The following is a 12,315-nucleotide window of genomic DNA, read 5'->3' as shown; positions in this document are numbered from 1 at the left end:
ATCATGTTCGCTAATGCAGCATGGTACGGAAACGCCGGAGAGATTGACCTGTCGCCCCATTCCACCCCCGAGGCAAAGGCTGCGGCGCTGGTCGTTGTCGATCTGGGCAAGACGCTGGCCAAGGCGTCGTTGTGGTCGGCCGACGGGGTGTGCCTTGACCGGCAGGCCCGGCCCAATGCACGCGTCTTGCACGACGGGATTGCGCGGCTCGATGCGGTCGGCATTGCCGGCTGGCTTGAACAGGTGCTGGCGGGCTGGGCCGATCGCAATATCGGCGCGATCGTGCCCGTGGGGCATGGTGCGGCGGCGGCGGCGCTGGTGGATGATGCGCTGGCGTTTGCCCCGTTCGATTACGAGGCCGCGCTGCCCGATGCGGTCCTGGCGCACTATCGCGCGCGGCGCGCGCCGTTTGCGCAGACCGGATCGCCCGCGCTGCCCCACGGGCTGAACCTGGGCGCGCAGCTGTTCTGGATGGAGCGGGTGCATGGTGCGGCCATGGCCCGCGCCACGCTGGTGCCCTGGGCGCAATACTGGGCCTGGTGGTTGTCGGGCGTGGCGGTCAGCGAAGTGACCAGCCTGGGCTGCCACACCGATCTGTGGAACCCCGGCATGGGCGGCTTTTCGTCGCTGGCGGTCGCGCAAGGGTGGGACACGCGGTTTGCGCCGGTGGTGCCGGCAGACCGCGTGGTCGGCACATTGCGCCCCGGTCTGGCGGTGCGAACCGGCCTTTCGCCCGATGTGCGCGTGCTTGCCGGCCTGCACGATTCGAACGCGGCGCTTCATGCCGCGCGGGGCTTTGCCGAAATGGCGGCGGGGCCGGCCACCGTGCTGTCCACCGGCACCTGGTTCATTGCGATGTGTGCCAGCGCCGACGCGGCACCGCTGCCCGAAGCGCGCGATTGCCTGATCAATGTCGATTGCCACGGGCAGCCGGTGCGTTCGGCGCGGTTCATGGGCGGGCGCGAGATCGAAAGCCTGATCGAGATCGACACCCGCCGTGTCGATATCCGCCCCGACCAGCCCGCGCTGATCGCGGCTGCGGCGCGCGTGCTGGCGCGCGGTGCGATGCACCTGCCCACGCTGGCGCCTGGCTGCGGCCCGTTTCCCGACCGGGCCGGGGGCTGGATCAATATGCCGCACGACGGATTTGAACGCCGCGCGGCCGCCTGTCTCTATGCCGCGCTGGTGGCCGATGTCGCGCTCGGTCTGGTGGGCGCACAGCGCACTTTGCTGGTGGAAGGGCGTTTTGCCCATGCCGAGGTGTTCGTGCGCGCGCTTGCCGGCCTGCGGCCCGACCTCGCGGTCCATGTGCCGCATGCCGATACCGATGTGGCGTTCGGGGCCTTGCGCCTGATCGATCCGGCGCTTGCCCCGCCGGGCGGTCTGGTACGGGTCATTCCGCTTGACCTTGATCTCGTGTCGTACAGGAATGCCTGGCACGCTGCGGTCGCAGCGCAGGAGCCTGTTTGATGATTGTCGCCTCGATCCCCGATTTTCGCGAAGCTTCGCGCCGCCGCACCCCGCATTTCCTGTTCGAATATATCGACGGCGGCAGCTATGCCGAGGTGACGCTGCGCCGCAATATTGCCGATCTTGAGGCAATCGCACTGCGTCAGCGCGTGCTGCGCGACATTTCGCGGATCGACATGACCACCGAACTGTTCGGGGTGAAGCAGGCCTTGCCGGTGGTGCTTGCCCCGGTCGGCCTGGCCGGGATGAATGCGCGGCGCGGCGAAGTGCAGGCGGTGCGCGCGGCCAATGCCGCAGGGGTGCCGTTTACGCTGTCGACGGTGTCGGTCTGCCCGATTGCCGAAGTCGCCGCCGCGTCCGACCGTCCGTTCTGGTTTCAGCTGTACATGATCCGCGACCGCGCGTTCATGAAGGATCTGCTGGTGCAGGCGCGCGCGGCGCGTTGCAGCGCGCTGGTGTTCACGGTCGATCTGCCGGTGCCGGGCAGCCGTTATCGCGATGTGCGCTCGGGCCTGGCGGGGGCACCGGGGCTGATGGGGCAGATGCGGCGCATGGCGCAAGGTGCGGCGCGTCCGGGCTGGGCCTGGGATGTCGGGTTGTTCGGACGTCCGCACCATCTGGGCAATGTCGCCCCCGTGCTCAAGGGCAAGTCGGGGCTTAACGATTACATGGCGTGGATGGGGCGCAATTTCGATCCGTCGATCACCTGGGCCGATCTCGATTTCATCCGCGCCGAATGGGATGGCCCGCTGATCATCAAGGGCATCCTCGATCCCGACGATGCCCGTCAGGCCGCCGATCTGGGGGTCGACGGCATTGTCGTGTCGAACCATGGCGGACGGCAGCTCGACGGCGTGCTGTCGTCGGCGCGCGCCTTGCCGCCGATTGCCGATGCCGTGGGCCACCGCCTGACCGTGCTGGCCGATGGCGGGGTGCGTTCGGGGCTGGACGTGGCGCGCATGCTGGCGCTGGGTGCGCATGGGGTGATGCTGGGCCGCGCCTGGGTCTGGGCGCTGGGCGCCGGCGGCGAGGCAGGCGTGACCAAGATGCTGAAGCTGCTGGCCGCCGAACTGCGCGTTGCCATGGCGCTCGGCGGGTTCACCAGCATCGACCAGATCGACCGTTCGGCACTGGCCGAACCATAACGAAAGATTATCGCACCATGCTACCCAATCCCGCGCTCGGCGTGGTGTTTCACTGGATCGGCGGGTTTTCCTCGGCCAGTTTCTATGTGCCCTACAAACGCATCCGGTTGTGGTCGTGGGAAGTGTTCTGGCTGGCAGGCGGGCTGTTCAGCTGGCTGATTGCGCCGTGGATCATGGCGTTCGTCCGCACCCCCGATCTGTTGGGCGTGCTGGGCGCCACACCGCATGCCACGTTGTTCTGGTGCTGGTTCTGGGGGCTGATGTGGGGCTTTGGCGGGCTGACCTTCGGTTTGACGATGCGCTATCTCGGGCTGTCGCTGGGCATGGCGGTCGCGCTGGGGCTGACCACCGTGATCGGCACTTTGGGGCCGCCGGTGTTTCACGGCACTATCGGCGCGATCGCGGGCCGCGCCAGCGGGCAGCTGACGCTGGCGGGGATTGTCGTCACGCTGGTCGGGATCGTCATCGTCGCTCGCGCCGGCCAGGCCAAATCGCGCGAGATCGGGGGCAACGCCCAGGGTGAATTCAACGTGGTCAAAGGTCTGCTGATCGCGGTGTTTTCGGGCGTGATGTCGGGGTGTTTTGCCTGGGGGCTCGATGCCGGGCAACCGATCCGCGATCTGGCGCTCAAGGCCGGGACCGATCCGTTGGCACAAGGTCTGCCGGTGCTGTGCGTGGTGCTGGCAGGCGGGCTGACCACCAATCTGATCTGGTGCGCGGGCCTGATCGTGCGCAACCGCAGCGCCGGGCAGTTTTTCGGACGCACCAACGATCCGGTCGTGGCCCGTGCGCCGCTGCTGCGCAACTGGCTGCTGGCGGCGCTGGGCGGCACGCTGTGGTACGGGCAGTTCTTTTTCTACACCATGGGTGAAAGCCAGATGGGCCGGTTCGGCTTTTCCAGCTGGACGCTGCATATGGCCAGCATCATCCTGTTTTCGACATTGTGGGGGTTTGCGCTGGGCGAATGGGCGCAGGCCAGCGCGCGCACCCGGTCGCAGGTGTGGACGGGCATCGGCCTGTTGATCGCCGCCACGGTGGTGATCGGCGGGGGCAATATGCTGGCCGCGGGTTCATGATGGATTTTGCGCGTTTGTGACGGCATAGGGACTGCATCATGCATGCCACCCAACGCGAACGATTGATCCTGGCCGCCCTGTCACCGACCGGGTTCGTCACCTATCGCGATCTGGAATCGCGGCTGGATGCGTCGCCCGCGACGATCCGCCGCGATCTGGCGCGGCTTGAATCCACCGGGCAGCTTGTGCGCGTGCACGGCGGCGCGCGGCTGGCCGATGGCGCCGACGAGGGCGCGCGCGATGGCCGCGGCGCGCGGCTGACCGGCACGCCGTTCGATCTGGCGATCACGCGCAACATCACCGCCAAACGCGCGATCGGCCGGGCTGCCGCGGGGTTGTGCCAGCCGGGCGAGGCGGTGATGATCGACGGTGGCACCACCACGTTCCAGATGTGCCCTTATCTGGGGGGGCGCGACCTGGCGGTGCTGACCAATTCGCTGCACATCGTCGATGCCCTGCTGGCCCAACCGGGCACGCGCATCCTGGTGCCGTCGGGCACGGTGTTTCGTGAACAGAACATCATCCTGGCCCCCGCGGGCGAGGATTCGATGCCGCGGTTCCACGCGCCACGCCTGTTCATGGGCGCGGCTGCGGTCGGCCCGCGCGGGGTGATGCAGCAGGACGTGATCCTGGTCGCGGCCGAGCGGCGCCTGCTCGATCGCGCCGAAGAGGTGATCCTGCTGGTCGATTCATCCAAATTCGCCTCGTCCTCGGGCGCGATCGTGTGCGGGCTGGACGAAGTCGACGTGCTGATCACCGATGCCGCGATCAGCGACGCCGATGCAGCGATGGTCCGGGCTGCGGGGGTGCGGCTGATCATCGCGCCATAAGGCGCGCCGATCAGGCCAGCCCGATCAGCGCCTTGACCGCAATGCATGCCTGCGCATTGAGCGCGACCGCCTCGGCCTCGGTTGACCCTTCGCTGTAGCACCGCAATTCGGGCGCATTGCCCGATCCGCGCAGATGGATCACGCCGCCTTCGGCAAAATGGGCACGGACTCCGTCGGTCAGGTCGACCGAGACCGCCGCGCCGGCAAACGCGCCGAACAGCTGCGTTTGCAGCGCAATGCGCGCAGCATCATCGCCCGCGGTCAGTTGCCCGAACAGCCGGGCGCCGGCCTCTGGCGGAAACGGCACGATCCGGTCGGAAAAGGTATAACGCTGCGGCAGGCTGGCCAGCTGTGCCGATACGCTGGGCGCGTTGGCCGTCAGCACCATCAGCATCGGTAGCACCGCATCGCGGGTCGGCAGCGCGACGGTGGTACCGGCCTTGCCCGCAATGGCACTGCCCAGCAAAAAGCCGCCATTGGCCTCGTACCCCACGACACAGGCCGATCCCGCGGCCAGTTCGTCGTGCATGGCGCTGATCACATAGGGCGATCCGATGCGCGTGCGCCGCACCGCGCCAAACCGGCCGCATGCCTCGACCGCGCTGTTGCTGCTGACCGGGGTGACGACGCTGGTGGCCGCAACGCCGGTGGCGCACAGGATGCCCAGCACATCGCCGCGCAGCCAGGTGCCGGTTTCGTCGGCGATCAGCGGCCGGTCGGAATCACCATCGGTCGATACGATCGCATCGAGCGCGCAGTGCGCCGCCCAGTCGCGGGCCAGCACCACATCTTCGGGCCGGATCGCCTCGGTATCGACCGGCACAAACACTTCGGAGCGCCCCAGCACTTCGATCTCTGCGCCCAGTTCGCGCAACAGCGTTGCCAGGATGTCGCGGCCCACGGCCGAATGCTGATAGACGCCGATGCGCATTCCGGTCAGCGCGCCCGGCCCGAAATGATCGATATAGCGTTGCCTGTAGGCGGTGGCGGCGTCGGTGACGGGGGGCAGCGCTTCGGGCACGGCCAGCATGCCGTCGGCATCGAACTGGCCGCGATCAAGATCGACCATTTGTGCGCTCATCCCCGCTTCGTCGGCTTTGAGCACTTCGCCTTTGCAGCGGTAGAATTTGATGCCGTTGCGATCGGCGGGGATGTGGCTGCCGGTCACCATCAGCGACGGGATGCCCCGGCCAAAGGCATAAAGCGCCAGCGCGGGCGTCGGCACATAGCCACAGAACACCGGCACCCCGCCCATATCGCGCACCGCGCGCGCGCAGGCGGCCAGGATGCGCGGGCTGCTGGGGCGCAGATCGCCGGCCAGCGCCACATCGCCACCAGCGGAAAATTCGCCCTGATCGGCCATGTGCTTGAGGAACCCTGCGGTATAGCCGTAGCAAACCCGGTCGGTCATTGCCGACACCAGCCCGCGCGCGCCGCTGGTGCCAAACGCAACGCCACATTCACGCATCAAGTCTTGTACGGTGATCGTCATCACAGCCTCATGGATCGGGCAGGCGTTCGCGCTGTCTGCGTTCGCCTATGACCGCAGCATGGACCGAATGCCAGACCATTTGGGCGGTGCGCGTATATTCCGCGGCCGATCCTGCCGCACCAGCGAAAGATGCGCCGGAAACGGTGCGAAGATGCGCGCGCGGTATCGCGGCAAACCCCTGTTCGCGCCCCGCAGGCGACACCTCTGCTGGTCGAAAGCGGACCGGCTTGCGGTTTTGTGCAGGCGCGTTGCCCGTCAATGTCGCCGTGACCGCTGGCAAGGACAGGAACAAAGCGCATGGCCCCACGCACCACCGCACCCCGGGTGGCGATCATCCATTATTGGCTGGTCGGCATGCGCGGTGGCGAACGTGTGCTGGAACGGTTGCTGCGGCTTTACCCCGGTGCCGATATCTTTACGCATGTCGTGCGCCCCGAACGCCTGTCGGGCACGATCCGTGCGCACCGCATCCAGACCTCGTTCATTGCCCGTTTGCCCGGCGCTGCGCGGCTCTATCAGCATTATCTGCCGCTGATGCCGATGGCGCTCGAAGCGTTCGATTTGCGTGGCTATGATCTGGTGATCAGCAGCGAAGCCGGACCGGCCAAGGGGGTGATCGCCCCGCCCGATGCGTTTCACTTGTGCTATTGCCATTCGCCCATGCGCTATCTGTGGGATCATTTCCACGATTACCGGGCGCGTGCCGGCTGGTTGACGCGCACCGTGATGCCGCCACTGTTTCATCGCCTGCGGCAGTGGGATCATGCGTCGGCCCAGCGGCCCGACCGCGTCCTGGCCAACAGTGCGTTCATCGCGCGCCGCGTGCGCAAGGCCTGGGCGCGCGCGGCGGGCGTGGTTCACCCCCCTGTCGATGTCAGCCGATTTGCGGCGTCCGACGATATCGGCCAACAGTACCTGTGGGTGGGGCAAATGACCCCCTACAAACGCGCCGACCTGGTGGTGGATGCCTTTGCGCGGCTGGGTCTGCCATTGTTGATGGTGGGCACCGGCGAACTTGCCGCACACATTGCGCGCCGCGCCACACCCAACATAACCATCGTGCCCCGGCTGGCATTTGCCGATCTGGTCCGCGCCTATGCCCAGTGCCGCGCGCTGGTGTTCCCCGCCGAAGAGGATTTCGGTCTGATCCCGGTTGAGGCCAACGCGTCGGGCCGCCCGGTGATCGCCTTTGCCGGCGGCGGTGTGCGCGAAACCGTGATCGACGGCGAAACCGGGCTGTTTTTCGACCAACAGTCGGTCGATGCGCTGATCGAAGCGGTCGAACGCTGCGAGGTCTGGCTGCACCATTTTTCCCCCGCCGCCGCGCTGGCCAATGCGCGGCGCTTCGCCCCCGACGTGTTCGATGCGGGCATCCGTGCGGCCGTCGCGCAGGGCCTGGGCTTGGATGACGAATGGCACCACGCTGCCCATGCCGTCCGGCGGACAGGATAAACGGTCACTGCGCTCCCTTGGCGATCAACAGGCCGCTCACCCGCAGCACGCGGGCCCCGCATCGCGGTCGCGAAGGTCGGGCACGCGCGGCAAAAGGTCAGATGGTTCAGCACGCCAAGCCACAGCCGGTGCGCGCCGGGTCTGTGACAAGTTCGCTTTGCAATGTGTAAATGAAGCTTGACTAATCCTGACGGAAAGGTAAAGGTCAGTTTACACAACGAAAAGGACACTTGTCATGTCTCCACGCAATCCCGCGTTTCGCAGCTATCAGCGCCGCATGGCCCTTGCGACCGTGGTTTACGTCGCGGCCATCTTTGCAGCGTCCACGATCCTGCACCACCGTGCTGCGCCCAGTCCCGAGGCGATCGGGGTGGCGTTGGTGCCGGGCCTTGCGATCCTGTTCATGATCTATGCGATTGCCCGACTGCTGCTTGAACTTGACGACGAATATCTGCGTCTGCTCGAAGTCAGAAAGGCGCTGTTTGCCACTGCGCTGACGCTGGCCGGTTGCAGCGTGTGGGGCGTGCTTGAAATCTTTACCGCGGTTCCGCCGTTGCCGGTGTTCTGGGTCTTTCCGCTGTGGGCCGTCGGCCTTGCGGGCGGCGCCATGTTCAACAAGGCAACGCTTGGCACCGGGGGGTGTGCATGAACAACCGTCTCAAAGTCCTGCGCGCAGAGCGCAACTGGAGCCAGCAGGACCTGGCCGAACAGCTGGGCGTGTCGCGTCAGTCGGTCAATGCGATCGAGACCGGCAAATACGATCCTTCGCTGCCGCTTGCCTTTCGCATCGCCGAACTGTTTGCGCTGTCGATCGAGGCGATCTTTCAGCGCGACTGATCGCATTCAGATGTCGAGCAATTCCGCAATCAGCTGTTGCGCCGCCTTGGCCCAGGTGAACCGCGCCGCCTGATCGTGTCCGGCCGCGATCAGGCGTTGGCGCAGCGCGTCGTCATGCCCCAACCGGACGATCGCTTCGACCCACTGGTCCGGCTGCCCCGGGTCGGCATAGATCGCGGCATCGCCGCACACTTCGGGCAGGGCGCCGGCCGGGGCGACCAGCGCAGGACACCCCGCGTGCATCGCTTCAAGCGGAGGCAGTCCGAACCCTTCGGTACACGACGGAAACGCCAGGCACCGCGCAGCCCCAAGCAGTGCGGCCAATTGCCCATCGTCGATCCGACCGGCAAAACGCACATTGGGCGGCACGACGTGACCGCAACTGTTGAACTGATCCGCCCCGTGCGATCCGAACAACACCAGCGTTACCGCGCGCAGCGCAGGGTCTGCAAACGCGCGCAGCAGCATCGCGATATTCTTGTGCGCCTGCGTGTTGGCCAGCGACACCACAAATTGGCCGGGCACCAGGCCAAGCCGGTGCAGAGCCGCCGGATCGGGGCGCGCCCTGGTCATATGGTCGATGCCGTTGTGGATGACCCCGATCCGATCGCGCGGGGCGACACCATAATGGGCCAGTTGGTCGCGCGAAAATTCCGAAACGGTCAGGATGCGGCGGTGGCGATGGCCGATCAGGCCCTGTTGGAACCGGTACCAGGCGCGAAACGGCCGGCTGTAGCTTTGCGGGGTGATATGCACCTGGGCATCGTGGATCATCGTCACCGCATGGTTCGCCGCGATCACCCCGACATTGCACAGGCTCAGGATCATGCGTCCGCGCGCCATCATCGGCAGGGTAACCTGTTCCCACACCCGTCCGTCGAGCCGCCCCGCCACGCGATAGGGCAGGCCCAGCGTGTCGGCGCCTGCGCGTGCGCCGGGCGGCACCCACAGCTCAAAGGCGATGCGCGCCGCCAGATCGGGGCGCTGGCGCAGCAGGGCATAGATCTGCACCGTCAATTCTTCGGCCACGCGGTGCACCCCGGTAGAGCCGCCGAGCAGAAACCTGCCGTTGATGATGACCGTGCGCGGGTGCACCAAAAATCCCTGTCTTGGGCGTCGCATGGATCGGCAAAATGGCTTTGATCGACGGCCTGGCGGTGATCTTTGTCGCCCCCCCAAGCACAGGCAACCGCGAGTTCGACCATTATCGAGGATTGCCCGGGTCTGCCGATCGCGCGGTGTGCCTGCGCCGCGCCGGGCTGCGACCGATGCATTACACCCCGGCGGTGCGGTGCGCGATGTCGGGTTGGGTTCAATATCGCGCCTTCCCCGATTGCCGCCACGGCCCCGTTGCGGTGTGTGAACGGCGTGACATCCGATACCATCGATCCCGCAGCGGTTGCCGCCCCGTCCCCCGATCATGCGCCGCATCACCGTGCGCGCGCCATGGGTGCGGGCGGCCTGGCGTTTGCGCGGATTGCGGCGCAGGCGATGCAGTTCGGCCTGTTTCTTTATACCGCGCGCGTGCTGTCCACGGCCGATTTCGGGGTGTTCAGCCTGGCCTATACGATCATCGTCGGGCTGACTGTCCTGGCCGAGGCGGGCTGGCGCGAATGGGTGCTGTGCGCGCGCGATCCGCGCCAGATTGACGAGGCGGGCGGCGCGGCGCTGATCACCGGCGCGGTGATCGTGCTGGCCGGGCTGGGCCTGCTCGCCGCGGGGCGCTTGCTGGCGATCAATCCGGCGCTGATCATGGTGGGCGGGCTGTTGTTGCCGTGGATCGTGGCGCGCCCGCTGGTCTGTGTGCAGATGGGGGTACTGACCCGCGCTGCCCGGCTGAGCCACATCGCCGTGGTGCAAACCGCGTGCGAGCTGGCCGGGCTGATCACCGGGGTTGCGTTGTTGCACCGGGGAGCAGGGCTGGCGGCGCTGGCCTGGGCCAAACTGGCGCTGCTCGGGGTGGAACTGGCCGGCTATACCATCGCTGCACGGCGGCTGGGGCTGGCGCTGCCCCGGCGCGATGCCATGCGGCACATGGCACGTTTTTCGCTGCACATCACCTCGGCCCGCGTGCTGACCTATTGGCAGGGCAACATGACCACGCTGGTGATCGGCGCGGCGTTTCCGCCCGCGCTGGTCGGGTTGTATCGCGCGGCCATGCGTCTGGCCGGCATGGCGCAAGAGGTGATCCGTGAACCGGCGCGCATGGTCGGCTGGTCGTGGCTGCGCACCGCGCACGATCCCGATCACGCGGCGACGGCGGGTCTTGGGCTGCAGGCGGCGGCGCACCGCTTTCTCGATCTGGCGATCACGGTGGGGTCGGGTCTGCTGGTCGTGCTGGCGCTCGAATCGGACAGCGTGGTGCGCCTGTTGCTGGGGGCCAGGTGGGGCGACGCGGCGGTGCTGGTGGCATTGCTGGCGCTGGGCACCGTGGCCCGGCTGCCGCAGGCCCTGGCCGAACCGTTGTTTCCCCTGCTGGGCAAGGCCTGGTTGACCCGGCACCTGGCGCTGCTGACGGCCGGCGCGGGTTTGGCCTGCTTCATGATCGCGCTGCCGTTTGGCCTGACCATGGTCGCGCTGGCCGATATGGTGGCAGCACTGCTGATGCTGGGGCCGATGCTGGCCTATCTGGTGGACGAGGGCGGCCTGGCGCCAGGGCTGGTCATGCGTCCGTTTGTGCTGGCGGCGCTGTCCGGGCTGGGCTGTGCGGCGCTGGCCTGGATCCTGCCGGTCCACACGGCGGCGGGCGGGGTGCTGGCCCTGGCCGTGCTGGCGCGCGATGCGCTGGCGCTGATCGCGGCCTATGCCGCGCTGCAACTGGCGCTGCGCCGCGCGATCACCGCGGCGCAGCCGTTCCGATCGCCGCTGATCTTTTTCAGAAAGACTGTCCGATGACTGGTCCGGCTGCGCCAATGCGGATCGCGGTGATCATCGCCTCGGCCGGGCGCGCCGACTGCATCGCGCATGTCATGCAGGATCTGCGCCGGCAGACACAGGCGCCGGCACGGATCGTGCTGGCGGTGCCGGACGAGCGCGACCTGCCCCCGCTGCATGCACGATCGGGCGCTGAAGTCGTGCTGGCACAGCGCGGGTTGCCCGCGCAGCGCAATGCCGGGCTCGATCATCTGGGCCGGGATTGCGACGTGGTCGTGTTCTTCGACGACGATTTCGTGCCGTCGCGCCGCGCCATTGCCGGGATCGCGCGGCTGTTTGCCGACCATCCGGCGGTTGCCGGGGCCACCGGGCTGGTGCTGGCCGACGGGATCAAGACGCCGGGGATCCCCCACGCGCGCGCCCAAACGATCGTCGCCGCGCACGATCGCGGGCACGCGCCGCCCTTCCACGCGCTGCACGATGTGCCCGATCTCTATGGCTGCAACATGGCCTATCGCCTGTCGGCGATCACCGGCTTGCGGTTTGACGAACGCCTGAAACTGTACGGCTGGCAAGAGGATGTCGACTTTGCCGTGCAAGTCGCCCGGCGGGGCCGCACCGTGAAAACCGATGCCTTTGCCGGAGTGCATCTGGGCATCAAGGCGGGGCGTACTTCGGGCGTGCGGCTGGGCTATAGCCAGGTGCACAATCCGCTCTATCTGTGGCGCAAGGGCACGATGCCCACGGCGAAGGCCTGCCGGTTGATGGTGCGCAACCTGGTCAGCAACCACGCGCGCAGCCTGTGGCCTGAACCCTGGATCGATCGCATCGGGCGTGTGCGCGGCAATTGGCTGGGCCTGGCCGACGTGGCGCGCGGGCGCCTGACGCCCGAACGGATCGAGGACCTGTAGAAAAAAAGCGGGGGCGGATTGCTCCGCCCCCGATACCCCTGCGCATGGGCAGGGGGTGGTTCCAGGGATTGTTCGACCGCAGGCAGGGAGAGGGGGACGCGGCGGTCGTCTGGAATTCGCAAAACGCAGGAGTTCAGATCAGGGCGGGGACAGGGGCCGAAAGTGCGGGGGGGGATTGGCCGCCTGTCTGAAACCCGTTGTGACGATGTTGGGTTAGTTTCGCCTCAA

11 protein-coding genes are annotated in these 12,315 nt (G+C 67.2%); 9 read left to right on the top strand and 2 right to left on the bottom strand.

Annotated features, from left to right (window positions below; all coding sequences use genetic code 11):
- The first annotated feature begins 3 nt into the window (after positions 1–3).
- Genes G404_RS0111360 through G404_RS0111345 form a run of 4 tightly spaced genes read left to right on the top strand, consistent with a single transcriptional unit; the run spans position 4 to position 4,521 of the window.
- A complete protein-coding gene (locus G404_RS0111360) occupies positions 4–1,470 on the top strand; it encodes an FGGY-family carbohydrate kinase (protein WP_156906285.1) in 1,467 nt (488 codons plus the stop codon).
- A complete protein-coding gene (gene lldD, locus G404_RS0111355) occupies positions 1,470–2,615 on the top strand; it encodes an FMN-dependent L-lactate dehydrogenase LldD (protein WP_028641182.1) in 1,146 nt (381 codons plus the stop codon). Before G404_RS0111360 ends, lldD begins: the two co-directional genes overlap by 1 nt.
- A 17-nt stretch (positions 2,616–2,632) precedes the next feature.
- Positions 2,633–3,691 (top strand): L-rhamnose/proton symporter RhaT, encoded by a 1,059-nt coding sequence (gene rhaT, locus G404_RS0111350; protein WP_028641181.1) that lies wholly within the window; start codon positions 2,633–2,635, stop codon positions 3,689–3,691.
- 38 nt (positions 3,692–3,729) lie between these two features.
- The gene (locus G404_RS0111345; RefSeq protein ID WP_028641180.1) at positions 3,730–4,521 is read left to right on the top strand and encodes a DeoR/GlpR family DNA-binding transcription regulator; all 792 of its coding nucleotides are present in this window, start codon (positions 3,730–3,732) and stop codon (positions 4,519–4,521) included.
- 10 nt (positions 4,522–4,531) lie between these two features.
- Here G404_RS0111345 and G404_RS0111340 read toward each other — a convergent pair whose 3' ends face one another.
- Positions 4,532–5,989 (bottom strand): phosphomannomutase, encoded by a 1,458-nt coding sequence (locus G404_RS0111340; protein WP_084601268.1) that lies wholly within the window; start codon positions 5,987–5,989, stop codon positions 4,532–4,534.
- A 321-nt stretch (positions 5,990–6,310) separates the two neighbouring features.
- Here G404_RS0111340 and G404_RS0111330 point away from each other — a divergent pair, with 321 nt between their 5' ends.
- The 3 genes from G404_RS0111330 (at position 6,311) to G404_RS0111320 (ending at position 8,302) form a co-directional block, all read left to right on the top strand.
- The gene (locus G404_RS0111330; RefSeq protein ID WP_028641177.1) at positions 6,311–7,465 is read left to right on the top strand and encodes a glycosyltransferase; all 1,155 of its coding nucleotides are present in this window, start codon (positions 6,311–6,313) and stop codon (positions 7,463–7,465) included.
- Positions 7,466–7,700: 235 nt separating this feature from the next.
- Positions 7,701–8,114, top strand: coding sequence for a hypothetical protein (locus tag G404_RS0111325; protein WP_028641176.1), 414 nt, complete (start codon positions 7,701–7,703; stop codon positions 8,112–8,114).
- Complete coding sequence (locus G404_RS0111320; RefSeq protein ID WP_028641175.1) at positions 8,111–8,302, top strand: helix-turn-helix transcriptional regulator; 192 nt, start codon at positions 8,111–8,113, stop codon at positions 8,300–8,302. The genes G404_RS0111325 and G404_RS0111320 overlap by 4 nt, the downstream gene beginning before the upstream one ends.
- Positions 8,303–8,308: 6 nt before the next feature.
- On the opposite strand, the gene G404_RS0111315 is transcribed toward G404_RS0111320, so the two are convergent.
- A complete protein-coding gene (locus G404_RS0111315) occupies positions 8,309–9,397 on the bottom strand; it encodes a glycosyltransferase family 4 protein (protein WP_028641174.1) in 1,089 nt (362 codons plus the stop codon).
- 273 nt (positions 9,398–9,670) lie between these two features.
- On the opposite strand from G404_RS0111315, the gene G404_RS0111310 reads away from it, so the two are divergent.
- Both G404_RS0111310 and G404_RS0111305 read left to right on the top strand, forming a co-directional pair.
- Positions 9,671–11,197 (top strand): oligosaccharide flippase family protein, encoded by a 1,527-nt coding sequence (locus tag G404_RS0111310; RefSeq protein ID WP_156906284.1) that lies wholly within the window; start codon positions 9,671–9,673, stop codon positions 11,195–11,197.
- On the top strand, positions 11,194–12,087 hold the full coding sequence (locus tag G404_RS0111305) for a glycosyltransferase family 2 protein (RefSeq protein WP_028641172.1): 894 nt from the start codon (positions 11,194–11,196) through the stop codon (positions 12,085–12,087). Before G404_RS0111310 ends, G404_RS0111305 begins: the two co-directional genes overlap by 4 nt.
- Positions 12,088–12,315: the final 228 nt, after the last annotated feature.

The organism is Novosphingobium acidiphilum DSM 19966 (genome assembly GCF_000429005.1).
GTDB classification, from domain to species: Bacteria; Pseudomonadota; Alphaproteobacteria; order Sphingomonadales; family Sphingomonadaceae; genus Novosphingobium; species Novosphingobium acidiphilum.
The sequence above is the reverse complement of the archived record's forward strand: the minus strand, read 5'-3'. Positions and strand labels throughout refer to the sequence as shown.